Annotated in this window: 21 protein-coding genes; 10 read left to right on the forward strand and 11 right to left on the reverse strand. The window is 62.8% G+C overall.

The features are described 5' to 3' along the window. Positions 1-170: 170 nt before the first annotated feature. The 7 genes from KZO25_RS13170 to KZO25_RS13200 form a co-directional block, all read right to left on the reverse strand. Positions 171-1,385 carry a CynX/NimT family MFS transporter gene (locus KZO25_RS13170; protein ID WP_223137314.1) on the reverse strand — a complete coding sequence of 405 codons (1,215 nt, stop codon included), beginning with the start codon at positions 1,383-1,385 and terminating at the stop codon, positions 171-173. Next, positions 1,375-1,926 carry a hypothetical protein gene (locus KZO25_RS13175; RefSeq protein ID WP_223137315.1) on the reverse strand — a complete coding sequence of 184 codons (552 nt, stop codon included), beginning with the start codon at positions 1,924-1,926 and terminating at the stop codon, positions 1,375-1,377. The genes KZO25_RS13170 and KZO25_RS13175 overlap by 11 nt, the downstream gene beginning before the upstream one ends. A 120-nt stretch (positions 1,927-2,046) precedes the next feature. Beyond that, the gene (locus KZO25_RS13180) at positions 2,047-3,387 is read right to left on the reverse strand and encodes a DEAD/DEAH box helicase (protein WP_223137316.1); all 1,341 of its coding nucleotides are present in this window, start codon (positions 3,385-3,387) and stop codon (positions 2,047-2,049) included. Positions 3,388-3,607: 220 nt separating this feature from the next. Continuing rightward, complete coding sequence (locus KZO25_RS13185) at positions 3,608-4,093, reverse strand: helix-hairpin-helix domain-containing protein (RefSeq protein ID WP_223137317.1); 486 nt, start codon at positions 4,091-4,093, stop codon at positions 3,608-3,610. 61 nt (positions 4,094-4,154) lie between these two features. Then, a complete protein-coding gene (locus tag KZO25_RS13190; RefSeq protein ID WP_223137318.1) occupies positions 4,155-4,739 on the reverse strand; it encodes a membrane integrity-associated transporter subunit PqiC in 585 nt (194 codons plus the stop codon). Positions 4,740-4,799: 60 nt separating this feature from the next. Beyond that, positions 4,800-6,473, reverse strand: a complete 1,674-nt coding sequence (pqiB, locus tag KZO25_RS13195) for an intermembrane transport protein PqiB (RefSeq protein ID WP_223137319.1) — start codon at positions 6,471-6,473, stop codon at positions 4,800-4,802. After that, positions 6,470-7,768: a paraquat-inducible protein A gene (locus tag KZO25_RS13200; protein ID WP_316935704.1), complete on the reverse strand. Its 1,299-nt coding sequence runs from the start codon at positions 7,766-7,768 to the stop codon at positions 6,470-6,472. The genes pqiB and KZO25_RS13200 overlap by 4 nt, the downstream gene beginning before the upstream one ends. 233 nt (positions 7,769-8,001) lie before the next feature. On the opposite strand from KZO25_RS13200, the gene KZO25_RS13205 reads away from it, so the two are divergent. The 6 genes from KZO25_RS13205 to KZO25_RS13230 all read left to right on the forward strand — a co-directional run bounded on the left by KZO25_RS13205 (position 8,002) and on the right by KZO25_RS13230 (position 16,126). Next, positions 8,002-8,982 (forward strand): calcium/sodium antiporter, encoded by a 981-nt coding sequence (locus KZO25_RS13205; protein ID WP_223137321.1) that lies wholly within the window; start codon positions 8,002-8,004, stop codon positions 8,980-8,982. A 289-nt stretch (positions 8,983-9,271) separates the two neighbouring features. Continuing rightward, complete coding sequence (locus KZO25_RS13210; RefSeq protein ID WP_223137322.1) at positions 9,272-10,684, forward strand: cytochrome ubiquinol oxidase subunit I; 1,413 nt, start codon at positions 9,272-9,274, stop codon at positions 10,682-10,684. 3 nt (positions 10,685-10,687) lie between these two features. After that, a complete protein-coding gene (cydB, locus tag KZO25_RS13215; RefSeq protein WP_223137323.1) occupies positions 10,688-11,698 on the forward strand; it encodes a cytochrome d ubiquinol oxidase subunit II in 1,011 nt (336 codons plus the stop codon). A 4-nt stretch (positions 11,699-11,702) separates the two neighbouring features. After that, positions 11,703-13,379 (forward strand): thiol reductant ABC exporter subunit CydD, encoded by a 1,677-nt coding sequence (gene cydD / locus KZO25_RS13220; RefSeq protein ID WP_223137324.1) that lies wholly within the window; start codon positions 11,703-11,705, stop codon positions 13,377-13,379. Beyond that, the gene (gene cydC, locus KZO25_RS13225) at positions 13,372-15,105 is read left to right on the forward strand and encodes a thiol reductant ABC exporter subunit CydC (protein ID WP_223137325.1); all 1,734 of its coding nucleotides are present in this window, start codon (positions 13,372-13,374) and stop codon (positions 15,103-15,105) included. Before cydD ends, cydC begins: the two co-directional genes overlap by 8 nt. Before the next feature lie 25 nt (positions 15,106-15,130). Next, positions 15,131-16,126, forward strand: coding sequence for an adenosine deaminase (locus KZO25_RS13230; protein WP_066445959.1), 996 nt, complete (start codon positions 15,131-15,133; stop codon positions 16,124-16,126). Between the two features lie 61 nt (positions 16,127-16,187). On the opposite strand, the gene KZO25_RS13235 is transcribed toward KZO25_RS13230, so the two are convergent. Then, on the reverse strand, positions 16,188-17,192 hold the full coding sequence (locus KZO25_RS13235; RefSeq protein WP_066445961.1) for a cytochrome-c peroxidase: 1,005 nt from the start codon (positions 17,190-17,192) through the stop codon (positions 16,188-16,190). A gap of 220 nt (positions 17,193-17,412) precedes the next feature. Here KZO25_RS13235 and msrP point away from each other — a divergent pair, with 220 nt between their 5' ends. Then, the gene (gene msrP / locus KZO25_RS13240; protein ID WP_223137326.1) at positions 17,413-18,378 is read left to right on the forward strand and encodes a protein-methionine-sulfoxide reductase catalytic subunit MsrP; all 966 of its coding nucleotides are present in this window, start codon (positions 17,413-17,415) and stop codon (positions 18,376-18,378) included. A gap of 15 nt (positions 18,379-18,393) precedes the next feature. Further along, positions 18,394-18,990 carry a sulfite oxidase heme-binding subunit YedZ gene (locus KZO25_RS13245; protein WP_223137327.1) on the forward strand — a complete coding sequence of 199 codons (597 nt, stop codon included), beginning with the start codon at positions 18,394-18,396 and terminating at the stop codon, positions 18,988-18,990. Between the two features lie 59 nt (positions 18,991-19,049). Here the strand turns inward: KZO25_RS13245 and KZO25_RS13250 are convergent, their stop codons facing one another. From KZO25_RS13250 to KZO25_RS13260, 3 genes are all read right to left on the reverse strand, one after another. Continuing rightward, entirely contained in the window at positions 19,050-20,429 is a 1,380-nt protein-coding gene (locus tag KZO25_RS13250; RefSeq protein WP_223137328.1) for an NCS2 family permease, read from the reverse strand. A gap of 222 nt (positions 20,430-20,651) precedes the next feature. Further along, positions 20,652-22,799 (reverse strand): putative bifunctional diguanylate cyclase/phosphodiesterase, encoded by a 2,148-nt coding sequence (locus tag KZO25_RS13255; RefSeq protein WP_223137329.1) that lies wholly within the window; start codon positions 22,797-22,799, stop codon positions 20,652-20,654. A 9-nt stretch (positions 22,800-22,808) separates the two neighbouring features. Continuing rightward, a complete protein-coding gene (locus KZO25_RS13260) occupies positions 22,809-23,477 on the reverse strand; it encodes a histidine phosphatase family protein (RefSeq protein ID WP_223137330.1) in 669 nt (222 codons plus the stop codon). A 770-nt stretch (positions 23,478-24,247) separates the two neighbouring features. Here KZO25_RS13260 and KZO25_RS13265 point away from each other — a divergent pair. Both KZO25_RS13265 and KZO25_RS13270 read left to right on the forward strand, forming a co-directional pair. Then, positions 24,248-24,664, forward strand: coding sequence for a hypothetical protein (locus KZO25_RS13265; protein WP_223137331.1), 417 nt, complete (start codon positions 24,248-24,250; stop codon positions 24,662-24,664). Positions 24,665-24,765: 101 nt separating this feature from the next. Then, the gene (locus KZO25_RS13270) at positions 24,766-25,284 is read left to right on the forward strand and encodes a hypothetical protein (protein ID WP_223137332.1); all 519 of its coding nucleotides are present in this window, start codon (positions 24,766-24,768) and stop codon (positions 25,282-25,284) included. The last annotated feature ends 103 nt before the right edge of the window (positions 25,285-25,387 follow it).

Genomic DNA, 25,387 nt, shown 5'->3' on the forward strand with positions numbered 1-25,387 from the left:
ATGCACGGTTCGGAGGGCGGGGAGGCTAAGCCTTCCCGACCCCTATCAGTCGATATTTACTAATGTAGGAGTATCTTCAGATCACGACTGGAGGCCGCAGGCCTCCCGGCGGAGTTGCCGAGGTTGGCAATTACCGCCAGTGGTAGCGGTCTCCGCCAAGGCGCGAAAGATTAACGTGTCACCAGTTGGCCCGCTTCATCCACGTCCAGGCGGCGGTTGCGCCCGGCCAGCAGGGCGAAGATGGCGGATACGGCCACGATCAGCAGCAGGGCGGTGGTGACGATAGTCAGGCTGACGTCGAACTGCAGCAGGACGCCGACCGCTAGTGGCCCCATGGCGGCCAGGGTGTAGCCGCCGCCCTGGGCCAGGCCGGAGAGCTTGCCAGCCAGGCGCGCGTTGGCGGAGCGCAGCACGATCAGCGTCAATGCCAGGCTGAAGCAGCCGCCCTGGCCTAGGCCAAGCAGCACGACACCGGCCCAGCGCCAGCTCGTGGGACCGAGCAGCAGCAGCCAGAGGCCGGCGCCGACACAGCCCAGCACCAGCATCAGGGCGGGGCGCTGGTCACGGCTGAAGCGCGCCAGCCATGGCGCCCCCAGGGCCGAGATGAGCTGCACCATGACCGAGGCGCCCATCATCCAGCCCGCTTCTGACTCCCCGTAGCCACGGGCCTGCAGCAGGGTGGGTAGCCAGCCAAAGACGATGTACGCCAGCGACGACTGGGTGCCCATGTAGAGCATGACCTGCCAGGCGAGCGGCTGTGAGAGAAGCTGGCGCAGGGAGCCGCCGCCTCCGGGCAGCGGTGTGCCCGTCGGGGTACGCGGCATGAGCGTGATCCAGGCCAGCATGGCCGTCACGCCCAGCAGCGACCAGCTGATCAGGCTGAGCCGCCAGCTACCCAGCAGGTCGGCCAGTGGAATGCTCAACCCGGCACCGAGGGCACCCCCCAGGCACAGGGCCATGGTGTAGACACCGGTCATCAGGTCGGCGCCGACGGGAATCTCGCGCTTGACCAGGGCCGGTAGCAGTGTGCCGGCCACGCCGATGGCGGCCCCCACCAGCAGGGTGCCGGCGAACAGCATCGGTGTGGCGGGGAGGCCGCGTAGCAACAGGCCGGCGATCAGAACGGCGAGCGCCAGTGTCAGGGTGTTCTCGGGTCCGAGCCGCTTGGCGAGCCAGGGGGCCAGGGGGGCGAAGATGCCCAGGCAGAGGACGGGCAGGGTGGTGAGCGCGCCGATGGCCAGAGGAGAGAGGCCGGTGTCCAGCTGCAGCCTGACCAGCAGGGGGGCGAGAGATGAGAGTGCCGGCCTGAGGTTGAGTCCTACCAGGACCATCAGGATCAGGAAAAGAAGTATGCGGTAGGTGTGACGCCTGGTATCAGTTGTCATCGCCTCGCCATCCCCGGCCCTTGGGTGGCTTCCTTGAGTCGTACGATCCATCGGTATGCTTCCCGTCGCGGGGTGCAATCAATGGATGCTCGTTGGATGGGGAGCCGAAGGTCACCACGCTGGGATCCAGGCTGGCCTTGACCTGGCGACGAATGTCAGAAATATCCTCGCAGCTCACCAGCAGCTCCCGGTCGTCCTGTCGTTGACGCTGTGTGATCAAGGGGCCCTCGAAGGTCCAGCAGCGCTGGGGGACCTGTGAGACAAGCCAGGTGCGCCCCTGCCAGTGTGCTTGGGCCTGGACATCGAGCTCCAGCGCATCCAGGGGTACCAGGGCGGCAAAGAGACGAGAGTTGAGGACAAGTCCGCCGCTAGCCATGTTGACCGCGCCCTGGTAACGCCGCTCATGTAGCTCCATGAGAACGACGCTGCGTTTTTTTTGCGGCTCGACAATGGCCTGCCCGCAAAGGTGCAGCAGGCCGTCGTCGATCTGCTTGATGACCCAGACCGGAATGGGCTGCTTGCCGGTCAGCCACTTCAGCATTGGTCGGGCAATTCCGCAGCGGCACGCCGATACGCGCTCATCCCTGTTTCCTCATCTATCGGCACAGTAGATTGGGCTGCCTACATTGGCACAGTTTGCAGCAGTCTACCATGTGCCGGATCAGGCTTGGCGAGCGCCCTGACCACGGCTGCGACGCCGGCGTGGTGCCCGGTTGTCGTCACCGCTTCGGTTGCCTTCACTGCCACGCGACGCGGCACCGCGGTTGCCGTTGGTGCTGCCGCGATTGCCGTTGCCACGCTGCCCCTGTCCACCGGAGCGGCCACCGCGTCCGCCGCGTCCATTCTCGATTGGCTCGGGCTTGGCATTGGGGTCGGGCTCGAAGCCGGGCTCGATATGCTTGGCCAGGTCACGCTTGATCAACCGCTCGATGCCCTTGAGCAGACCATGTTCGTCGACGCAGACCAGTGAAACGGCCTGGCCGTCGCTGCCGGCTCGGCCGGTGCGGCCGATACGGTGAACGTAGTCTTCAGCAACGTTGGGCAGTTCGAAATTGACCACGTGGGGCAGTTCGTTGATATCGAGGCCGCGAGCCGCGATGTCGGTTGCCACCAATACCTGCAGGTCGCCGGTCTTGAAGGCGGCCAGGGCCTTGGTACGCGCCGACTGGCTCTTGTTGCCGTGAATCGCCATGGCAGGGATGTCCTGCTTGGAGAGCTGCTCGGCCAGTCGGTTGGCGCCATGCTTGGTGCGGGTGAACACCAGCACCTGGTTCCAGCTGTGACGGGTGATCAGGTGGGCCAGCAGCTCACGCTTCTTCTCCCTGTCGACGCGATAGATCGACTGGTCGACGGTCTCGGCGGTGGTGTTGCGACGCGCGACCTCGATCATGGCCGGGTTGTCGAGCAGCTTGCCGGCAAGTGCCTGGATCTCGTTGGAGAAGGTGGCCGAGAACAGCAGGTTCTGGCGCTTCTCGGGCAGCACGCGCAGGATCTTCTTGATGTCGTGGATGAAGCCCATATCCAGCATGCGATCGGCTTCGTCCAGCACCAGGATCTCGACGTGGGAGAGGTCCACGTGCTTCTGCTGGTGCAGGTCGAGCAGACGGCCGGGCGTGGCGATCAGGACGTCGAGGCCGGGGCGGATGGCATCCACCTGGGGCTGCTGACCTACGCCGCCGAAGATCACATGGCTCTTCATGGTGAGGTGGCGACCGTAGTCGGCCACGCTTTCACCCACCTGGGCAGCCAGCTCACGGGTCGGGGTCAGGATCAGGGCGCGAATCTGGCGCTTGCCGGGTCGCGGCCCTTCCGCCAGGCGTTGCAGCATCGGCAGGGTGAAGCCGGCCGTCTTGCCGGTGCCGGTCTGGGCGCTGGCCAGCAGGTCGCCACCATTGAGAACGGCAGGTATCGCCTGGCGCTGAATGGGGGTCGGAATGGTATAGCCCTGTGCCTCGACGGCACGGAGCAGTTCGGCACGCAGGCCGAGTTCGGAAAAGGTCATGCGGTCTCCGCAGATACGCCTCCGCCATGCCATGTGCGTCTTGCACATGACCAGTCCCGGGCCAAGGCGTGAAAAATTCGGTTCAGGGCGCGGCAGGAGGGACTACAGGTTGCCGCGAAGGCGTATTATGCCACAGCGTTGGCGGTAGCGCAGCTTGTTCCGATGCCACTGCGTTGTTTTCTCGACAGATGGTATCCGGCACTGCCTTCCAGGCCCAAGATTATGTGAGCTTCTGCTTGAGCCGTGCCCGAGTGGCGGCATTGAGGCTCTTGATGTTGTCGAGCGCTTCCGGCTTGAGTGCCTTCAACTGTTCCAGGTCGCAGATCCCATGAGCGAATAGCACCCTGGCACTGACGGGGCCGATCCCGTCGACTAGGGTAAGCCGCTGGGCGAAGCGATCGATGAAGGCCTGCTCTGCCTGCTGGTCCAGGTGATCACAGGCGCCGCGACCATAGAGCTCGCCGGCCAGCCGGTTCATGCTTCGCTCGAGGCGCTCCAGCATCGGCAGCTCGATGTCCGGATGTTGCCGCAGGCGCTCCCGCAGCTCCGTCAATGCCTGACTGGCCGTCTGCAGCGAGGGTATCGCCGTTGCCGGTTCGGCATCCATTGCTGCGAGCAGGCTCGACTCGAACTCGCGCGCCTGCGCCTGCAGCGACAGCGCATCGTCCCGTGTAAGGGTGGTTTCCTGTTGCACCATATCGTTCATGACACTGTCCCTGTTCGAACCTGTGGTTGTCGTACGCTACTAGCGTAGCGTACTGATCGCCTCATCGGTGGCGACGTACGGTTGCGGCCACCTGGTCGGCCACCTGATCCCAGCTTCTACCCAGGGCCCTCACCAGGGCGGGGTAGCCGTCATCATCGAGCTCCGTCTCTGCGTGGAAGTTCTCCATGGCCACCAGGGTTCCATCCGCTGCCAGCAGCTGCCACTGGCCGCTGGCTACCGCGAGGCCGTCGTAGCGGCCCTGGAAACTGTCGACCTCCAGCCGCAGGAACAACGCATCGGGGCCCCTCTGACTGCCTTCATCGCGCAGGACACGGGTGTCGCCCAGGCGCTCGGCAAGGCGGGCTCGCATGCCCCGTTCGAGCTGACGCCCCAGCGGTTCGGCCCAAAGGTGCTGGCGAGCCGCATTCAGGCTGATGTCGTCGAGCTGCAGCACGATGCCATCCACGTCCAGGTAGTGCGCCAGACGAGGTGCGCGCACCAGCAGCACATGGTCGGCACCGGGTCCGCCCGACGGAACGGCTTGGCTGTCGGGCAGCATGAAGCGATTGGCGGGCACGCTGGTAGTGGCACAGCCGGTCAGGCCGAGCAGCACGGCCAGGGTAAAAAGGACAGGCAATCTCCTCATGTACGGCCTCGTTGCGAAGGTCTCGATGTCATGAAACTCATTCCAGGCTCCCTGATCATTTCAGTTGCGTCGCGGGGCGCGGGGTTGCGGGTCGTCGGTATCCAGGCTGTCAAACAGCAGCGCCCGCGGATTCTCATTGAGCGTGCGGGTGACGGGCTGTAGGTCGCGCATCATCCGCTCGAGGCGTTCGGCGGCGCCGGTCAGCTCGCGATAGGCATTGGAGTCCGGGGATATGCCCTCCAGCGTCTCCTGCAGCGCCACCAGCGTGGCGTTGAGGTTGCTCGGTAGACTTCGGGTGCCGGGGTCGTCGAGCAGGGCCTGTAATGAGGTGCTAAGTTCGCGCACTTCGGTGAGCATGGCCTCCGATGTGGCCAGGTTGCGGTCCAGGCCGGCGAGCAGCGGCTCAACTTCCAGGTTATTCAGCTTGGTCAGCAGGCTGGTCACCTGGGACTCGATGTGGGCAAAGCCCGCCGAGGTGATCGGGAAGACAGCCCGGTCGCTGAAGGTTTCCGCCACATAGTTTCCGGCCTCGTCACGATGGAAGTTGATATCCACGAACATCGCTCCGGTGAGCAGGTTGCCTGACTTGAGCGAGGCGCGCAGGCCGTTATCGAAGAGACGCCGGAAGCGCTGCTCCCACTCCTCGAGATCCACTGCCTGGTTGTCCACGCCCAGGCGCTGGGGCTCGATGCGAATCAGGACCGGAATCGAGAAGCCATCGCGGTTCGCCGGCTGGGAGGCGGTAAACTGCCACGGCACCGCAGCCACCGTGCCGATGCGCACCCCGCGAAACTCCACCGGCGCCCCCCGGGACAGGCCGCGAACGGTGTCCTCCACCAGCAGCACATACTCCAGATAGCGGTTGAAGGTGCCCTGGCGAGCGCTGTCCTCATCGGGGTAGAGGTTGAAGGTGGTATCGTCCGCCACCGGATTGCCACGCGGCAGGTCCTCCGGGACGCCGAAGGTCACCCCACCGCCCAGCAGCGCTTCCAGAGACTCGACGTTGACGCGGATGCCGTCGGCGTCCAGGCGCAGGTCGACCCCGCTGGCGGACCAGAATCGGGTCGTGTCGGTGACCAGCCGGTCGTAAGGGCTCTCGATGAAGATACGCTGATCCATGCGGCGGGCCTCGGCATCGAAGTTGACCTCCTCCACGCGTCCCACCGTATAACCCTGGAAAGTCACTGGGTCGCCGGATCGAAGCGAGTTGCCCAGCTGGCTGATCAGGTTGACGCGAACGCCGGCGGCATCCGCCGGGGCCACCGGAGGCTGGTCGCTCACCGCAAACTCCCTGACGCCCGGCTCGCCCCTGCCGGGCTGCAGCTGGATGAATGCCCCGGAGAGTACGGTGCCCAGGCCGCTGATGCCTTCGCGGCCGATACGCGGCTTGACCACCCAGAAACGACTGCCCTCGGTCAGCATGGCGTCGGAGTCCGGGGCCATGCGTGCGGAGATCACGGTATGGGTAAGGTCGTCGGAAAGCTGTACCCGTTCGACGCGCCCCACCTCGACGTTGCGGGTCTTGATCAGGGTGCTGCCGGCCTCGATGCCTTCGGCGTTGGACATGGTCAAGGTGATCAACGGGCCACGACTGCGATAGTTGTCGTACACCAGCCACAGGCCGATGACGATGGCAACGATGGGTACGATCCAGATCGGCGACAGGCGAGCCTGGGGCGAGGGCTTTGCCCGGTTCATATCCCGGGCATCATGTTCGCGGGGTGTCTCGCTCATTCAGAGATTCCTTGCGGGTCGCGGGTATCACGCGGCGGTGGCGTGTCCCAGATCAGGCGTGGGTCGAAGGTCATGGCGGCCAGCATGGTGAGTACCACGACACTGCCGAAGGCCAGGGCGGCGGGACCCGGAGTGATGGACATCAGCGACCCGGCGCGGATCAGGGCGACGAGGATGGCCACCACGAAGACGTCGACCATGGACCACCGGCCGATGAACTCGGTGAGGCGATAGAGCCGCGTTCGCGTGCCGGCGTTGAGTTCGTCGCTGCGCTTGACGACCAGACAGAGCCAGGCCAGCGCCACCAGCTTGCCCACCGGGACAATCACGCTGGCGGTGAAGATGACCGCTGCCACCGGCCATGAACCCATCTGGATCAACTCCACGACACCGCCAATGATGGTCGACGGCGTAGTATGCCCCAGGCTGGTGGTGGTCATGATCGGATAGAGGTTGGCCGGCACGTACATTACCGTGGCGGCGGCCAGCAGGGCCCAGGTTCGTTGCAGGCTATGCGGCATGCGGGTGTGCAGCCGTTCATCGCAGCGTCGACAATGCGTTTTTCCTTGCGGCGAGAGTCGGTTGACCAGGCCGCAGGTGGGGCAGCCGGTCAAGCCCTGGGGGGCCGCGGTCTGTCCCGAGCGAGCCCCTTCCGGCGCCAGGGGTTCACCGCTGAGCGAGAACCACATCCAGTCCGAATCGAGGGATTGCGTGGTCGACAGCAGCAGAATGGCGAAGGCGCAGAAGGCCCAGAAGGAGACGCCGAGCTCGATTTGCGCCATGCCGGCGACCTTGATCAGGCTGACCAGCGCGCCGATGATGAAGACGTCCGCCATCATCCATGGATGGAGGTGGGAGAGCGAGCGGGCGATAGTACGGCTTGACGGCAACGGCTCGCCACGCAGCAGGCCGAACTGCAGCCAGATCACCCCCAGCAGGTAGACGGCGGGCAGGACCAGGATGGTCAGGATCACGGCGATGGCAACGAGCGGCTGATGGAAGCCGATAAGCGTCGTGGCGGTCTGGGATAGTTCAATGTTGTTGCCGATGCCGCCTACGCTGAAGCTGACGAACGGAAAGGAGGCCGCCAGCATCAGCGCGACAAGCGCCGATATGGCCAGGGCCATGCTGCGTTGTGCCGGTCGATGGTGGCGCTTGGCTAGCGTATGCCCACATCGAGGGCAGTCGGCCTTCTGTCCGCCACGCAGGGGCGGTAGTGCGACCAGCCAGTCGCACTCGTGGCAGGCGCGCAGGCGCCGCCGCGAGGTGCGCGCCTCCGGCGGGTACTGGTCCACCAGGGGCTCGCCCCGTGGGAAACCAGGAGTTCGGAACGTTCGTAGGGGTTGCCTGGGCACCGGCGTTGTTTACCTGAACTGTTTACCTGAGACGGGAAGAAATCGGGCGCCACTGCCGTTCGGCAATGCGCCTTATGGCAACATGACCATGGGCATCAAACGAAAGTGTGACATGTTGACGCCATGCATACCATATACAAACATTCGGCACTGAATGTTCCCGAGGAAATGGAATGTTGTTACCTGTTCTCGCCGTCATTGGCGGTCTCGTTCTGCTGGTCTGGAGCGCCGAGCGCTTCGTCGAAGGGGCAGCAGCCACATCCCGTCGCCTGGGTGTCTCACCACTGCTGATCGGCATGCTGGTGCTTGGCTTCGGGACATCGGCACCGGAGCTGATGGTATCGGCACTGGCGGCGGGGCAAGGCAATCCCGGGCTGGCGCTGGGCAATGCCTACGGCTCCAACATCGCCAACATCGGCCTGATTCTCGGGCTGGTGGCACTGGCGTCGCCGCTGTCGGTGCATTCCGGGGTGATTCGCCGGGAGCTTCCGCTGCTGGGTGGGGTGACGCTGCTGTCGGCCCTCTTGATGTGGGGCGGGGTGATCGGGCGCATGGAGGGCAGTCTGCTACTGGCACTGCTGGCCGCGTTCATCCTGTTCAGCATCCTGCAGGCCCGGCAAGCGGGGCCGGACGCCCTGGCGGCAGAGACCGAGGAGAGCCTGGCGGTCAAGCCCATGTCGCTCAAGGCGGGGCTGGTCTGGACCCTGGTGGGCCTGCTGCTACTGATCCTGAGCTCACGCATCCTGGTGTGGGGGGCGGTTGCCATCGCCCAGGGCTTTGGCGTCAGCGACCTGATCATCGGGCTCACCGTGGTGGCGGTGGGTACATCGCTGCCCGAGCTGGCCGCCTCGGTCAGCGCATTGCGCCGGGGTGAGCACGACCTGGTGCTGGGCAACGTGGTCGGCTCGAACCTCTTCAATACGCTGGGCGTCGTCGGGCTCGCCGCGGTGATCCGACCCATCGAGGTCGGCAGCGAGGTGCTGCTGCGAGACTGGAGCCTGATGGCAGTCATGACGGCGCTGCTGGTGATCTTCGCCATGGGCTGGAGAGGGCGGCCGGGGCGCATCAATCGTCTCGAAGGCGCGGTGCTGCTGATCCTGTTCCTCGGCTACATGCTCTTCATGATACGGCTGGTAGTGCTTGGCGTTGCTTGAGCGCGCGATATGGAGCCGGGAAGTGCTGCGACAACGAGACACAGGAAAAGCGGAGTCATAACAGTTACTGTTCAGCTTCGTTGTCAGACCTTTCGAGAGGCCGGGCAGCCGCTGGTGGGGACTGCGCTTGAGGTCGGCACCACTCCAGCAAGGCTGCTAGTCTCATCAGAGTGTCGAGGTGGAATGCGTCACGGCAGGCCAGGATGGCCTTGCCGGAGGCACAAAAGCACACGGAGTGCATCCGCATCCCTTGAGACGTGAACTCTTCGCAGCCAAGAGGCATTACGTCATGGAACTAGATCCCCTGTTGCTGTCGCGATTGCAGTTCGCTTTCGTGGTCTCCTTTCACGCCATCTTCCCGGTCTTCACCATTGGCCTGGCATCCTACATTGCCGTGCTTCATGCGCTGTTCTACAAGACAGCCAACCCGGCCTGGGACCGCCTGGCCCAGCTCTGGACCAAGGTCTTTGCCGTGGCGTTCGGCATGGGGGTGGTGTCGGGCATCGTCATGTCCTTCCAGTTCGGCACCAACTGGAGCAACTTTTCCCAGTCCACCGCCAACTTCATGGGTCCTTTGCTGAGCTATGAGGTAGTGACCGCTTTCTTTCTTGAGGCGGCATTCCTCGGTGTGCTGCTGTTCGGACGCGGACGAGTGCCCCAGGGAGTGCATCTGTTTGCTGCCATCATGGTGGCGATCGGTACCTTCATCTCCACCTTCTGGATCCTCTCCGCCAACAGCTGGATGCATACGCCGGCCGGGGTCGAGGTCATCAACGGTGTCTTTCGCGTCACCTCCTGGACCGAGGCGATATTCAACCCTTCGTTTCCGTATCGTCTCGCCCATATGGCCATGGCATCGTTCATTACCGGTGGCTTCGTAGTGGCCGGGGTCAGCGCCTGGTACCTGCTGATCGGCCGCGACGTGGAAGCCAACCGCAAGGCGCTCTCCATGTGCCTGTGGATGCTGCTGGTGCTGACCCCGACCCAGGCGTTGGTGGGCGACCTCCACGGTCTCAATACCCTCGAGTATCAGCCCACCAAGCTGGCGGCCATGGAGGGTAACTGGGAAACCAGGGAGGGCGCGCCGTTCCTGCTGTTTGCCTGGCCGGATCAGGCGGCCCAGCAGAACCGCTTCGAGATCGGCATTCCCTATGCAGCAAGCCTGATACTGACCCACGAGCTGCATGGTGAAGTGCCGGGAATCCTCGAGGCACCGCCCGAGGAGCAGCCGCCGGTTGCACTGGTGTTCTGGACGTTCAGGCTGATGGTCGGCCTCGGTTTCCTGATGATCGCGGTTTCCCTGGTCGGTCTCTATCTGCGTCGAGGCGGGCGTATCTACCACTCTCGCCGCTTCCTGCAGACGCTCCGGCTGATGTCGGTGACGCCCTTCATCGCGGTGCTTGCCGGCTGGGTTACCACTGAATCCGGCCGAGCCCCCTGGCTGGTCTACGGGATGATGACCCATGCGGAAGGGGTCACGCCCTCGCTGACCGGGGGCATGGCGCTGTTCACGCTGCTTGGCTATGTCGCGGTCTATGGTGTGATCTTTTATGCCGGCACCTACTACCTCACGCGGGTCATCCGCTACGGCATGCAGCAAAAGGAGGAAGAAAAGCTGGTCGACGACTTCGAGACGCCCAAGCGACCCTGGTCGGCTACCAGCACCCCCTTCGACGACGACCCCACCAAGGCGGAGGGCTGAGACATGGAAATGTTCGACTTGTCATTGATCTGGGCGCTCATCATCGGCTTCGGCATCATGATGTACGTGCTCATGGACGGCTTCGACCTGGGGCTTGGCATCCTTTTCCCCTTTGCGCCGGACGAGGATGCTCGCGACGTGATGATGAATTCGGTTGCCCCTGTGTGGGATGGCAACGAAACCTGGCTGGTCCTCGGCGGGGCTGGACTGCTCGCTGCTTTTCCACTGGTCTATTCCGTGTTCCTGCCGGCGCTCTACATCGGCGTGTTCCTGATGCTGGCGGGGCTGGTGTTTCGCGGCGTGGCCTTCGAGCTGCGCTTCAAGTCCCGTCGCGATCGTCGCAACCGGCGGATGTGGAATCGGGCGTTCAGCTGGGGGTCGGCCATCGCCGCCTTTGCCCAGGGCGCTGTGGTCGGCAAGTATATCCAGGGATTCGAGACCCAGAACGGCGTCTTCGTGGGGGGCGCCTTCGACTGGCTCACCCCTTTTTCGATACTGACCGGCATCGGCATCATGATCGGCTATGCGCTGCTGGGTACCACCTGGTTGATCCTCAAGTCGGAGGGCTACATCCAGGCCTGGGCCTACAAGCTGACGCCACCGCTGCTGGTGGCGGTGCTGGTGATCTTCGCCATCATCAGCATCTGGACGCCGCTGGTGAACCCACTGGTCTGGGATCGCTGGTTCGGCATCATCGGCATCATCTGGGTGCTGCCCGCACTGACCCTGTTATGCATGTTCGCCGTGTATTGGTCGGTGAAGCGTCGCCGGGAACTGATGCCCTTCATGGCCACGCTGGGCATGTTCCTGTTTACCTACCTGGGGCTGGTCGTCAGCAAGTGGCCGATGATCGTGCCGCCGGACTACACCATCTGGGACGCCGCTTCGGCGCCCGAGTCGCAGCTGTTCCTGCTGATCGGGGTACTCTTCGTGCTGCCCTTCGTGCTGGGCTATACGTTCTGGTCCTACTGGGTCTTCCGCGGCAAGGTCAGGGTCGGCGAAGGGTATCACTGAGTCGATGGGGGAGCGCCTGGACCCTGACCTGACGCCTCGCCGCTGGCTGGCGGCCCATGCCGCCGGCCAGCGGGGCTGGCTGACGCTTGCGGCACTGGCCGGCTTCGTCGTCGGCGCCCTGACTATCGTGCAGATGCTGCTGCTGGCCTTGATCGTCAGTCGCCTGCTCGTGGACGGTGCCAGCGTCGCGTCTCTCGGTGGCACCTTTCTGGCCCTGGCTATGGTTCTGCCGGCCCGTGCCTTGGCCCAATGGGGCCAGGAACTGGCGGGGCAGGAAGCCAGCCTGCGCATTCGCCGGGCGGTGCGTGGCGAGTTGCTCGATCACCTCGCGGCGCTGGGGCCGGTGCGTGCCGGCGCTCGCCATACGGCAGGGCTGGCCAGCCAGATGGTGGAGCAGGTGGAGGCGCTTGACGGCTATTTCGCCCGCTTCCTGCCACAGCTACGGCTGGCCGTTGCGCTTCCCCTGATGATCCTGGCCGTCGTGCTGTGGCTTGACTGGCTGGCCGCACTCTTCCTGCTGCTGGCGGCTCCCCTGATACCCCTGTTCATGGCGTTGGTGGGGATCGGGGCGGAGCGACTCAACCAGGCGCAGTTTGCCGCGGTAAGCCGATTGGCCGGCCACTTTCTCGACCGGGTGCGGGGAATCGGCACGCTTCAGCTCTTCCACCGCACCGAAGCGGCAACACGGGAGGTGGAGCGGGCCGCCGACGACTACCGCCGGCTGAGCATGCGCACCCTGCGGCTCGCCTTTCTCTCCTCGGCGGTGCTGGAGTTCTTCGCTTCGGTGGCCATCGCCGTGGTCGCGATCTATGTCGGCTTCGGGCTGCTGGGTTACATCGACTATGGTCCGTCGCCGCAGCTGACGCTGTTCACCGGGCTGCTGGTGCTGCTGCTGGCGCCGGAGTTCTTCCAGCCCCTGCGCAGCCTGGCCCAGCACTATCATGATCGTGCCGCTGCCCTGGGCGTGGCAGACGGCATGGTGGCGCTGCTGTCCGAACCCGCGTCGGATCAGCGACTCAGGGAGCCCATGCCGGTCCGGGAAACCGACCAGCTCGTATCGCTCGCCAATGTCACCCTGCATCACCCGGGGCGTGGTCGTGTGCTCGGGCCGGTGGACCTGACCGTGCAACGAGGTGAGATCCTGGCGATAACGGGGCCATCCGGGGTCGGCAAGTCGGCCCTGCTGCAGCTGCTGGCGGGGTTCGTAGCCCCGGACCAGGGCGAGAGGCGCGTCATGGATGGGCTGAGTTTCGCCTGGATGGACCAGCGGCCACTGCTGATTCATGGCAGCCTGGCCGACAATCTGCGTCTGGCCGCCCCCGTGGCGAGTGACGCCGAATTGCACCAGGCCCTGCGTCACGCCGGCCTGGCCGAGGTGGTGGACGCGTTGCCCGACGGCCTGGCGACGTCCTTGGGCGAGCGGGGCTCCGGGCTCTCCGGCGGCCAGGCGCAGCGGCTCGCGCTGGCGCGGGTGTTTCTCTCCGATGCGCCGCTGGTGCTGCTGGATGAGCCGACGGCGAGCCTGGATGAGGGGAGTGAAGCCAAGGTCATCGAATCGTTGCGGGAGCTTGCCGCAGCTGGCCGTACCCTGGTCATTGCCACTCATCATCCGGCATTGATGGCGTTGGCAACACGGCGCATTGCACTGTCCCGGGGCGACGAGAGGGGCGACAATGCGTAACGACTCGTTGCTGACGACCCTTCGCCCCTGGCTGCGCCTGCTGGCGCGTCGGCGTGGCCGGCTGGTAACCGGGGCTGCGCTGCTGGCCCTCACCGTGGCCTCTGCCATCGGCCTGCTGGCCCTCTCGGGCTGGTTCATTACCGCCAGCGCCCTGACCGGCATGGCACTGGCGGCAGGGCTCGCGGCGAGCCTCGATGTGCATGTGCCCGGCGGGGGGATACGTACCTTCGCAGTGACCCGGACCGTGGCCCGCTACGTCGAACGACTCTACAACCATGATACGGTACTGCGGCTGCTGGCCGACCTGCGTGGCACGCTCTTTGGGGTGATGTCGGGTCTTGACGAGCGAACGCTGGCTCGCCGTCGAGCCAGCGACTGGCTCAACCGCCTTACCGCCGATATCGATACCCTGGATAGCCTCTACCTGCGTTTGCTTGCGCCGCCCGTCGTGGCGCTCCTTGCGATCCTGCTGCTGTCGGCTTTTCTGGCACTATGGGTGCCCGTGGCAGGACTGGCGGTGGCGGCGCTGCTGCTGTTTGCCTGGCTCTGGCTCACCGCCGGCCAGGCCTGGCTCGGAATGGCCCCGAGCCACAGTCAGGTCAGCCACCTGCAGCGCCTGCGTAGCCAGGCCATCGAGCACCTTCAGGGCCAGGCAGAGCTGGAGGCCTACGGCGCCCGCGATGCCCACCGCCAACTCCTGCAGCAGCGTGAGATACAGCTGCAGCAGGTCCAGCGAACGCTGGGGCGGCTATCCGGCCTCGGCACGTCACTGGTCAATCTGATGGTTGGACTCGCCATGCTGGCGGCGCTGTGGCTGGCCGCGCTGGCCTGGGAGCAGGGCACTATCAGCGGGGCCGTGATGGTCATGCTGCCGCTGGCGGTGCTGGCGACCGGCGAAGCGCTGGCGCTGCTGCCGGTCGCCTTCACCCACCTGGGGGCGACCCGCGCCGCGGCCCAGCGGCTCAATGAGCTGGTGGCATCCGGTAGTGAGGGCACCCAGCCGGATAACGTGGCCCTGCCGGCAGGGCCGCTGTCGGTTGCCCTGCGCGGGGTGACCCTGCGCTATCCCGACGCGCTGCTGCCGGCTCTGGAGCACGTCGATCTGGAACTCTCCGGTGGCGAACGGCTTGCCCTGACGGGTGCTTCCGGCGCCGGCAAGTCCAGCGTGGCGGCGCTGCTGACGCGCCAGCTGCCACCGACAGCTGGCGGGGTCTGGCTGGGCGGGGTGCCACTATCCGCCATTGACGCGAGTTCACTGCGCGAGCGAGTGGCCATCCTGGGGCAGCGCGTCGACCTCTTTCAGGACAGCCTTGCGCACAACCTGTACCTGGCCGCTCCCGATGCGGATGACGCTGACCTCTGGCGGGCACTGGCCTGGGTGGAGCTCGCGGATTGGGCCAAGTCGCTACCGGGTGGCCTGGCGACCCGGGTGGGCGAGGGGGGGCGTCAGCTCTCGGGCGGAGAGGCGCGCCGCCTTGCCCTGGCACGGCTATGGCTGCGAGATCCTGGGTTGGTTATCCTCGATGAACCCTTTGCCGGTCTGGACGCCGAACTGGCGGCAAGTCTCTCGCTGCGCCTCGATGAATGGCTTGCCGGTCGCACCGTCCTCTATCTGGTGCATCAGCTCGAAGGAGGTCCCTTCGAACCGCCGGGTATCACCCGTCATGAGCGACTTTATCAAGGGCGGTTGACCGATTGCGCAACGCACGGGTTTCCATCAGGATAAGGAGAAACTGGCGACGAGGTGAGCAATGCGTGACTTCCTTCAGCGGCTGCCAAAGGCCGAACTCCATCTGCATATCGAGGGCTCGCTGGAGCCGGAGCTGATGTTTGCCCTGGCCGAGCGAAACGGCATTGACTTGCCCTACGCGTCGGTAGAGGCGGTGCGCGCAGCCTACGAGTTCGACGACCTGCCCGCCTTTCTCGAGCTCTATTACCAGGGCATGAGCGTGCTGAGGACCGCTGAAGACTTCCATGACCTGGCCATGGACTATTTCCGCCGTGCCCATGACGAAGGGGTGGTACACGTGGAAATGCACTTCGACCCCCAGGCCCACCTGGTTCGGGGCATCGAGCTCGATGTCGTGATGGAGGGGTTGAATCTGGCCCAGCGGCATGCCGAACGGGAGCTGGGCATGTCCACGGCGCTGATCATGGCCTTCCTGCGTGACAGATCGGCCGAAGAGGCCATGAAAGTGCTGGAAAGCGCGGCGCCCTACTGGGAAATGATCGATGCCGTGGGGCTCGACAGCGCCGAGCGGGGACACCCCCCTTCCAAGTTCGTCGAGGTGTTCCAGCGTGCCCGTATGCTCGGCATTCCCAGGGTCGCCCATGCCGGCGAGGAGGGGCCGCCGGAGTACATCCGTGAAGCGCTGGACCTGCTGGACGTCTGCCGCATCGATCATGGCGTGCGCTGCCTGGAAGACCCTGACCTCGTCACGCGGCTGCGCGACGAGGCGGTGGTGCTCACCGTCTGTCCGCTCTCCAACGTCAAGCTCAAGGTCGTCGAGCGCATGGCGGATCACCCGCTACCCCAGCTGCTGGATGCGGGCCTGAGGCTGACCATCAACTCCGACGACCCGGCCTATTTCGGCGGCGGGGTGCTCGACAATTACCTGGCCTGTTATCAGGCATTCGACTGGTCCCGGGAGACCTTCGTGCAGTTGGCCGGTACCGCCATCGAAGCGGCCTTCATGAGCGATGCTCGTCGCCTCGATCTGCACCGGAAGCTGGCTGAGAGCGCTTGATTAGCGCATAAAAAAGCTCCCGGATTTCGCCGGGAGCCAGTAGGTCAGATACGTCGTGGCGTTACGGCAGGGCCGGCACCTCGAAATCGGGCATCTCGCCGGTCAAGGTGTGAAGGAAGGCGGTGATATCGGCAATGGTGGTTTCATCGAACTCACGGCCGAGCATCTCGCTGCCCATGATGGCAACAGCCTCCTCGAGGGTCTCGGTGGCACCGTTGTTCATGTACGGATAGGTGACGCCGACGTTGCGCAGGGTCGGAGTACGGAAGCGATACATGTCATTGTCGTCGCCGGTGACCTCATAGCGGCCCACGTCGGTAGAGCCGGGTACCTGGATGCGATGGAAGTTGCTGTCGGTCAGTGCCGGGCCGCTGTGGCAGGCCACGCAGCCGTTCTCGACGAAGGCCACCATGCCATCCTTTTCCTGCTGGTTCAGGGCTTCCATGTCACCGTGAAGATAGCGGTCGAAGGGTGAGTTCGGCGTATTCAGCGTGCGCTGGAAGCTTGCCAGGGCCATGGCCAGGTTATCCGCGTTTATCGGGTTCTCGTCGCCCGGATAGGCTTCGGCGAACTTCTTCTGATAAAGCTCGAACTCTTCCAGGCGCTCCAGCGCCATGTCCAGGTCCATGGCCATCTCGATATCGGCCTCGATGGGGCCCAGTGCCTGACCTTCCAGGTCCGGTTCGCGGCCATCCCAGAACTGGGCGCCGAGGAAGCCGGAGTTCAGCACCGTCGGCGTATTGCGCTCGCCGATCTGCCCATCGTGGCCGGTAGCGCGGGGGATACGGTCGCTCCAGCCCAGCGCCGGGTTGTGGCAGGTGGCACAGCTGATCACGCCGCTGGAGGAGATGCGCGGCTCGAAGAACAGCATGTTGCCCAGCTCCACCTTCTCGGGGGTCAAAGAGTTGTGGGCGGGAATCGGTGGGAAGTGGGGCAGCGGCTCGAAGCGATCACGGTAGTCGCCGAGACCATCATCTGCCAGGGCAGTGCCGCCGAAGGCAAGGGCACCGCCCAGCGCCACGGCAGTGACGAATCGAGCCGGTTGTACAATTTTCTTAGATTCCATTGTGATCTCCCTGGTAGGCACTCGATACAGGTCAGACTCCTATATCCTGAAATAAGCTTATTCGTGAGGCTTGATGCATATCAACCAACCGAAATGCTCGGATAAGGGGGGTGTTTGAGGTAAGTCAAGTTTCCGTCGACTTGAGGTGATAGTGGTGGATAAGGTGCTGTACAAGTGGCATCGATAGGTTTCCTTATTTTGCTTCGCGTCAGGAGAGGGCATGGCTCGCTATCGCTATCCGAGAATTCCCGAATCCGAGGTGACCCCGCGTGAGCTGTTCGAGTCGCGGCGACGCCTGCTGCGAGGCGGGCTGGCGCTGGGTGCCGCCGCCGTTGCCCCCGGCCTGCTCTGGTCGCGTGAGGCTCAGGCGTGGCAGGGCCTGTTGGAGGAACGCCTGGCAACGGATCTACCCAGCAGTGAACTGGCGGGTGGAGAGTCAACGACGTCATTCCAGGACATCACCACCTACAACAATTTCTACGAGTTCGGCACCGGCAAGCGGGATCCGGAGATCTACGGTCATCGGCTGGAAACCGACCCCTGGTCGCTGACCATCGAGGGAGAAGTGGACAAGGCGGGAACCTTTGCCCTGGAGGACGTGCTGGCAGGGCAGACGCTGGAAGAGCGTATCTACCGGCATCGCTGCGTGGAGGCCTGGTCCAAGGTCATTCCCTGGGTCGGGTTTCCCCTGGCCGACCTGCTCAAGCGCCACGGCCCGACGTCACGAGCGAAGTACGTCGTCTTCGAATCGATACACGACCCCGACAACCTTCGCGGACAGCGCCGCTCGATCATCGACTGGCCCTACCGGGAGGTGCTGCGCATCGACGAGGCGATGCATCCGCTAACCCTGCTCGCCGTGGGGCTCTACGGCGAGGTGATGCCGAACCAGAGCGGGGCGCCGATCCGACTGGTGGTGCCCTGGAAGTATGGCTTCAAGAGCATCAAGTCGGTCGTGCGTATCGCCCTTGTCGAGGAAAGGCCGCTCAGTTCGTGGGAGGAGCGCAATCCGGACGAATACGGTTTCTATGCCAACGTCAATCCGACGGTCGATCACCCGCGCTGGACACAGGCCCGTGAACGCCGCATCGGCGAGAGCGGCCGGCGCGAGACGCTGATGTTCAATGGCTACGGCGAAGAGGTGGCCCATCTCTATGCTGGCATGGACCTGCAACAGCACTACTGATGACGGGGAGCACGAGTGAATCAACGCACCGCAATCACTGCCTTTCGGCTGCTGGTGCTGGCGGGCTGTATCACTCCAGCCGGCTGGCTGGCATGGCAGTGGTACTTCGGTGACCTGGGGGCGGTGCCCGGCGAGGCGGTGGTGCATTTTACCGGCAAGACGGGACTGACGCTGCTGCTGGTTACCATTGCCTTCAGCCCCGCCTTTCGCGTCACCGGCTGGGTCGGCTTCATGGCGGCGCGGCGGCAGATCGGCCTGTGGGCCTTCTTCTGGCTGGTCGCCCACATGCTGGCCTGGATGGGGCTGGACCAGTACTGGGATTGGCCCTGGATACGGCGGGAAATGATCGAACTGCCCTATATTCGCTACGGCGTTGCCGCGCTGGCGCTATTGGTGCCCTTGGCGCTGACCTCCTTTCGCAGAGTGCAAACGGCCATGGGGTATCGTGCCTGGCACTGGTTGCATCGTCTGATCTACGTGTCTGCGGCGCTGGGCGTGACCCATTTCTGGATCCTGACACGGGCCGATTACATGCTCCCGCTGATCTTTGTCGCCGTGCTGACGGGCCTCATCGTGTTCCGAATCGTCGATGCCATGCTTCACCGCCGATAACGAGACTGCCGCCATCCCTGGCGGCATCGGGAACTGAAGCGTTGTTGCAACCGCAGTGCCTAGTGCGTGGTGACCAGCATGACCACGCTGAGGGCGGCGGAAACCCACATGGCCGGCTTGATGTCCGTGATTCGGCCAGTAAAAATCTTGATGACCACGAAGCTGAGGAAGCCGAAGGCGATACCCAGGGTGATCGAGTAGGTGAGCGGCATCAGGATGATGGCCAGGAAGGCGGGGAAGGCCTGGTCGAACTTCGCCCATTCGATCTTGCTGATCGGCGCCAGCATGAAGAGCCCCACCAGCACCAGTGCCGGTGCGGTGGCGATGCCGGGCACCAGCGACAGCAGCGGCGACAGGAACAGGAACGGCAGGAACAGGAAGGCGATGGTCACCGCGACGAGGCCGGTGCGACCGCCCTGGGCGACGCCGGCACCGGATTCGATGAAGGTCTGGGCCGCGCTGGTGCCCAGCGGTGCCGCGATCATCGAGGCGAAGGCATCGACGGTCATGGAGCGCTTCAGGTTGCGCGGGTTGCCATCCTTGTCCTTGAGATCGGCGGACTCGGAGAGGGCCATGAAGCACGACAGGGCATCGAAGAAGTTGGTGAACAGCATCACGAAGATGAACGGCAGGTAGGCGACTTTCAGGGCACCCCAGATGTCCACCTGCATCACCGCACTGAAGTCGGGCCAGGCCGCCAGGCCGCTCCACTCCACCACCACATCGCCGCCCCAAAGCCTGCCCATGGGCGATGCCAGCAGGGTTGTCAGGGCGATGCCCAGGATCAGCGCGCCGTTGAAGCGCAGGATCACCATGATCGCCGTCGCCATCATGCCGATGAAGAAGGTGACCATGCTGGCATCCATGTTGCCCAGCGATACCAGCGTGGCGTCGCTGCCGACGATGAAGCCTGCATTCTTGAAGCCGATAAAGGTGATGAACAGGCCGATGCCGCAGGTGATCGCGTAGCGCAGCGAGGGGGGAATGGCCTCGATGATCGCCTTGCGGACGTTGAACATGGCCAGGGTGGCGAACAGCACCCCGGACCAGAACACGCAGCCCAGTGCCACTTCCCAGGAGAGGCCAGCGCCCTGCACCAGGGTATAGGTGAACAGGGCGTTCATGCCCATGCCCGGCGCCACCAGGATCGGGTTACGGGCATACAGGCCCATTGCCAGGCTGCTCATGAAGCTGATCAGCACCGTGGCCGAGAGGGCGGCGGAGAAGGGAATACCGGCGTCGCTGAGAATCGCGGGGTTGACCACGATGATGTACATGGCGGCCAGGAAGGTGGCGATGCCGGCGAGGAATTCAGTGCGCAGTGACGAGCCACGCCGCGTCACACCGAAATAGTGGTCCAGCCAGTTGGCAGATCCTGAGGCTTGCCCGTCGGGGCGGGCGGCGCTCTTGTCGGCAAGGGAAGAGGAGCTTGGTTCCATATCAATGATTCCAATTGTTGTTGGAGTGAATGGTCTGTTGGATGGAGCGAAAAGGGAGTTGAAAGCCAGGGTTTCAGTCATGCTGACCATTTGGTCAATCGCGACACGAGACAGCCTAGACAATATTTGACCGTTTGGACAGGCGGGGGTCGACCAAGGTCTTAGGTCAACATGGAAAAAGATTTCAGAATGGAGAGGAGCGCTGGCGACAAGGCGCCGGGTTCAGTTCACTTCCGTCGCTTCAAGCAGCCTCTCGAGCTGTTCGACCGGCACTGGTTGGCAGAAGAAGTAGCCCTGGAAAACGTGGCAGCCCTCCTGGGTGAGCCACTCCAGCTGCTGGGAGGTTTCCACGCCCTCGGCCACTACCTCGAGCTGGAGTGCGATACCCATGGCGATGATGGTACGGGCGATGGCCATGTCGTCGTGACTTGCCAACAGGTCGCGGACAAAGCCCTGGTCGATCTTGATCTGATCCAATGGCAGCCGCTTGAGGTACTGCAAGGAGGAGTAGCCGGTGCCGAAATCGTCCATGGCGAAGCTGATGCCAAGGGCCTTCAAGCGCTGCATTTTGTCGATGCCGGCCTCGACGTCTTCGAGCAGGCTGCTCTCCGTCAGCTCCAGCTTCAGGCGCTGGGGGGCGGCGCCGCTGGCAGTAATGACCCGATGAATACGCTCGACGAAATCGGCTTCCTTGAACTGGCGGGCGGTGACATTCACGGCCAGGCTCAGGTATGCCGTGGCGCTGTGCTTCTGCCAGGCCACCAGCTGGCGACATGCCTGTTCGAGAATCCAGTCCCCCAGCGGGACGATCAGGCCGCTCTCTTCGGCCAGGGGAATGAAGTCGGCCGGTGAAATCATCCCTCGCGAGGGGTGTTGCCAGCGCACCAGTGTTTCGGCTCCCAGGGCACGACGATCCTTGTCGTACTGGAGCTGGTAGACCAGGTGAAACTCGCCGCGCTGCAGGGCCAGGCGCAGGTCGCGCTTGGTTTCGTTGCGCGCCTGCATCACGGCCTGGATGACATCGTCATGGAAGCGAATCGTATCTCGTCCGGCCAGCTTGGCCTGATGGCAGGCGGCATCGGCCAGCTTGAACAGGGTTTCCACCTCGTCGGCGCCATGAAACATGGCGACCCCCTGGCTGGCAGAGAGGAAATGCTGAATACCGTCGATGGAGTAGGGCTCGGCGACGGCCAGGCGAATCCGGTCGGCCAGTTCCTCGACGCAACTGGCTGCCGTGTCCGCCTGTGCCGGCAGTGAATCGATGACAAGCAGAAACTCGTCGCCACCCAGGCGCCCCGGGATACAGCCCTGTTGCTGAAAGGCGCCCAATCGCTGGGCGACTTCGCGCAGCAGCCGGTCTCCGGTGCGGTGGCCATAGCTGTCGTTGATCTGCTGAAAGAGGTCGATGTCCAGATAGATCAGCGCGCCGTATTGCCCCGTACGCTGGCACTGCTGGAGCGAGTGGGCGAGATGCTCGCTCATCATGTGCCAGTTGGGCAGCTCCGTCAGGCCATCGAAATGGGTCAGCTGGTGCGCCTTGCGCTCGGCGGCGAGGCGGCGCGCCTCGCTGTCGCGCAGGCGAAGCACCGTTTGGGCAATCTTTCGCAACTGCCCCCGGCCACGCTCCGCCAGACGCTGTATGCGTGGCAGCTCGGGAACCTCTCGGCGCAGGCGTGAAAGGCTGAGCAACGCTTCGCCGATGGCCAGCAGGTGGCGATTGAGAGCCCGAGCGGAGTAGAAGGCCGCCAGCAGCATCAACAGCAGGGTCACCCCGCCAAACAGCATCACCGTGTGCAAGTGCCCAAGGATTGCCTGATAGGAGTTGTCGGTGCGATCGCTGGTCCGTTGTGACAGCTTGGATGACAGGTGCCCCGTCAGTATCGCGAAGCGCAGAAATTCCTGCTGCGCTTCGTCCAGATATTGCCGGGCGGTAGAGGGATCGATCGTGGCAATATCGCTGGCCATGATGATAAAGCGACGGTAAGCGTGGAACGCCTCGATCAATTGGTTGGCACTGCCGTGATTCAGGTCGATCATCAGCGGCGTTTCGGTCAGTGCCTGCACCTGTTCACCAAGCGCGGCAAGTTCATTGACGAAATCCGAATGCAGGCGGTAGCTGGTAAGCGGTGAGAGCTCGCCACGGTCGGCCTGCTGCAACATCTCCACCACGTTCTTGTGCAGTTCGCCCAGGTTCTGCTCGTAGTCGGCGGTCTGCTGCAGGGCGGCCAGGTCTGCCAGCTGGTTGGTATGATTATGGCCCACACGCTCCTTGAGCAACTGCACCGCACCGAAGCCGAACAGCAGTGCCGGGACCAGCACTACCAGGGTGGGCAGGAGAAAGACCCAGAGCAGCGGCTGGCTTGGCTTCATGCGAGTCCCTTACTGCTCGAAAGCGTGGTGTAAGTCCAGCGAGGGCCACAGATCGGGCGGTATGCTGGCACGATAAAGGTAACCCTCTTCGCCGAGCGGGGAGAAAATCACCAGGGTGCCTTCGGGTGGGAAGTAGTTCATCAGGTCGGCCAGGTTAGGACCGTGGGCCACGATCAAGCGGTTGACGTTGCCTTCTACCGGCAATGCCAACATCTTGCCGGTATTTTCGATCACGGGCCGCTTTTCGTCATTCGTCATGGCTGCGGTGTAGCGCAGCAGGTCGTCGATCACATATTCCTGGGTTGGCAACACGATGCGAGCGGTTTCCCGGGCGCGACAGAAGGGGCTGACCCGAATGGGTGCTTCGAGCGGCCAGTCATGGCGCGCCAGATGCTTGGCCACGCCCTCCATGACCTGCCGCCCCTCATCGCTCAGGGGCCGCTGAGTGGCGCAGTCGTCGAAATTCACCGGTACCTGGTCGGGGATATGGGTATCGGTCGGACCATGACGTAGGTAGAGCACGAAGCCGCCGTGGTGCAATGCCGAGAGCAGTTCCGGGGTAGGCTCGGTCGGGTTGTGCTCATCGGCTGCCAGCGCATGGCAGGCGGAGCCGAGCAGGAAAGTCACCGTCAAAAACAGCGGCAGCAGTCTGGTACGCAGCGCTTCAAGTCCCCCCACGGCAGCCCCTTTCTATATTTATGAAAAAAATGAAATATGCCATGTGGTTCAGTAGAGCCACCAGTTATCCCTTGGACTAACATACCCAGACTTGACCACTGTCAAATCATGAGGCAGCGAATCCAGTCCATGGCACTTGTGCCGTCACCGCAGCGCAGCATCGGGCCAACTGGCTAGCCTGCAAACGGCGCACGCCTAAAGGCAACGCCGCTCAAATATATTCCCTGGTGCTGCCTTGGTAGGCGTTGCCCTCCACGTATTGCTTGGTTACGGTAGGTAAAAAAGCTACAAAGGTGGCTTACGTACCAAGATGTACTCAGGGATGCCGCATTAGGGATGAGGGAAATTATCATTCGTTCTGCCAGCAGGGCGGTAGCGTCCCTGAAATTCCCGAATCAACCCAGCGGGCTATGCACCCCGGCATTTCCTCCACCGTACGAATTTTCCTGACATGCACTTCTCGTTCAGGGGCCTGCTGCGCTTCTCGAGAATGGTCGCCATCACTTTATCCATGAGCTGAGGGGCAGGGGGTACCTCCAAGCTTGGCTTCTTTAAATAAGTTGATACGCATACAGTATATTGGTTCCGACAAAACGTGCAGGCACGCGAATTCTGCATAGGTAGCTGAGCTATACTTTGATTTGTGAGAAATCAACACGTTAGACGAACAAGGGCCCGCTGGATAAGATTGTTGAACGCGCAAGCCTGTTCATCCAATATCAGGACGCGCAGTCCAATCACTGTTATGGGTACAAATAGGAATTTGTGCAATGGCAAAGAGAAAACGAACTTTAGCCTTCTTCAACCTGCTTCATGATCTTGAGTATATGATTGGGAGTGAATGCTACAACGGCAATATCCAAAATTTTGGACCTGGAGGAGTGTGGGAAGGTGAGGGCCGAGATTTTCGATACCCCGTTACCTTTACAAACAAGAAAGGTATGAAAGAAAAGTATCGAGGCAAACTCCCGCGTACTGAGTCAACTTCAGGTGAAATGGCTCAATGCATATTGGGTGAAGAAAGATACCAGTCTGCATATTACGCATTTGGAGCGAACAATCTTCATATTCTCAGAGCGCTTGATCTGTGCTTGAAAAGCATGGAGCAAAGATTCGGAATAAACTTCGATGAGCTATTAGCTGAGGAAAAAAAGAAAAAAGCTGCATCAAAATTGGCAAAGAAGTGAAGTTTACCCATAACAATCGCAAGCAATACGGCCCTGCGGGCCCGGACGTCGCTTCGCTCCGCCGTTGTTGCGGGCGTTAGCTTTCATCGGAGATTCGTCGAATGACGGAAGCAATATGGTCGCTCCTTGGAGTTGTATTGGGGTTTGTTTTGGCCGAAAGCGCTCAATGGTTGAAACAGCTTAAAGTGAGATTCAGGCTTCGGAAGTCTCTTGTGGCTGAACTGCAATCAATCACGCGTATGGTGCCAAGTAAGGTGGATGTTTTGAGTCAAGCTGAGAGCCATTTCAAGGCCGAGCGTGTCATGCCGACTCAGTCAACTCATTTCCCACGGGAGATATATTCAAGAGTAATCATCGAGGCACCGGAGATTCTAAAAGACTGGGAAAGAGACTGTCTTCATATCATTCATGAAAGGTTGAGGGTCGTTGATGCTTCCATGGATTCGATGGAAGAGCGGTTTCTCTCCATAAATTCTTCGTATTCGGGTGAACAAGCAATATCAGCCGCTGTGGGTTCTATCAACGATTTAAAAGAAGCTCTATCGCAAACGAGCGAACTGGCTCAGTCTGTTATATCAGGAGCAAGCATTGATGTTTATGCGCTTGGAAACCAAAGCTAACAATCGCAGTCACGGCGACGCCTTTTTCGTTGCGGCTGCGCCTCCACTACAAAGCCGCGCGTGCTCCGGGCGTTATACCTAAAAAGGTAAGTTAAGGTATATG

The organism is Halomonas sp. ANAO-440 (assembly GCF_019915905.1).
Taxonomy (GTDB): Bacteria; Pseudomonadota; Gammaproteobacteria; order Pseudomonadales; family Halomonadaceae; genus Halomonas; species Halomonas chromatireducens.

Coding starts and splice junctions, on each gene's coding strand:
- KZO25_RS13170 (WP_223137314.1), bottom strand. CDS start 1,385: ATGACAACTGATACCAGGCGTCACACCTACCGCATACTTCTTTTCCTG.
- KZO25_RS13175 (WP_223137315.1), bottom strand. CDS start 1,926: ATGCTGAAGTGGCTGACCGGCAAGCAGCCCATTCCGGTCTGGGTCATC.
- KZO25_RS13180 (WP_223137316.1), bottom strand. CDS start 3,387: ATGACCTTTTCCGAACTCGGCCTGCGTGCCGAACTGCTCCGTGCCGTC.
- KZO25_RS13185 (WP_223137317.1), bottom strand. CDS start 4,093: ATGAACGATATGGTGCAACAGGAAACCACCCTTACACGGGACGATGCG.
- KZO25_RS13190 (WP_223137318.1), bottom strand. CDS start 4,739: ATGAGGAGATTGCCTGTCCTTTTTACCCTGGCCGTGCTGCTCGGCCTG.
- pqiB (WP_223137319.1), bottom strand. CDS start 6,473: ATGAGCGAGACACCCCGCGAACATGATGCCCGGGATATGAACCGGGCA.
- KZO25_RS13205 (WP_223137321.1), top strand. CDS start 8,002: ATGTTGTTACCTGTTCTCGCCGTCATTGGCGGTCTCGTTCTGCTGGTC.
- KZO25_RS13210 (WP_223137322.1), top strand. CDS start 9,272: ATGGAACTAGATCCCCTGTTGCTGTCGCGATTGCAGTTCGCTTTCGTG.
- cydB (WP_223137323.1), top strand. CDS start 10,688: ATGGAAATGTTCGACTTGTCATTGATCTGGGCGCTCATCATCGGCTTC.
- cydD (WP_223137324.1), top strand. CDS start 11,703: ATGGGGGAGCGCCTGGACCCTGACCTGACGCCTCGCCGCTGGCTGGCG.
- cydC (WP_223137325.1), top strand. CDS start 13,372: ATGCGTAACGACTCGTTGCTGACGACCCTTCGCCCCTGGCTGCGCCTG.
- KZO25_RS13230 (WP_066445959.1), top strand. CDS start 15,131: ATGCGTGACTTCCTTCAGCGGCTGCCAAAGGCCGAACTCCATCTGCAT.
- KZO25_RS13235 (WP_066445961.1), bottom strand. CDS start 17,192: ATGGAATCTAAGAAAATTGTACAACCGGCTCGATTCGTCACTGCCGTG.
- msrP (WP_223137326.1), top strand. CDS start 17,413: ATGGCTCGCTATCGCTATCCGAGAATTCCCGAATCCGAGGTGACCCCG.
- KZO25_RS13250 (WP_223137328.1), bottom strand. CDS start 20,429: ATGGAACCAAGCTCCTCTTCCCTTGCCGACAAGAGCGCCGCCCGCCCC.
- KZO25_RS13255 (WP_223137329.1), bottom strand. CDS start 22,799: ATGAAGCCAAGCCAGCCGCTGCTCTGGGTCTTTCTCCTGCCCACCCTG.
- KZO25_RS13265 (WP_223137331.1), top strand. CDS start 24,248: ATGGCAAAGAGAAAACGAACTTTAGCCTTCTTCAACCTGCTTCATGAT.
- KZO25_RS13270 (WP_223137332.1), top strand. CDS start 24,766: ATGACGGAAGCAATATGGTCGCTCCTTGGAGTTGTATTGGGGTTTGTT.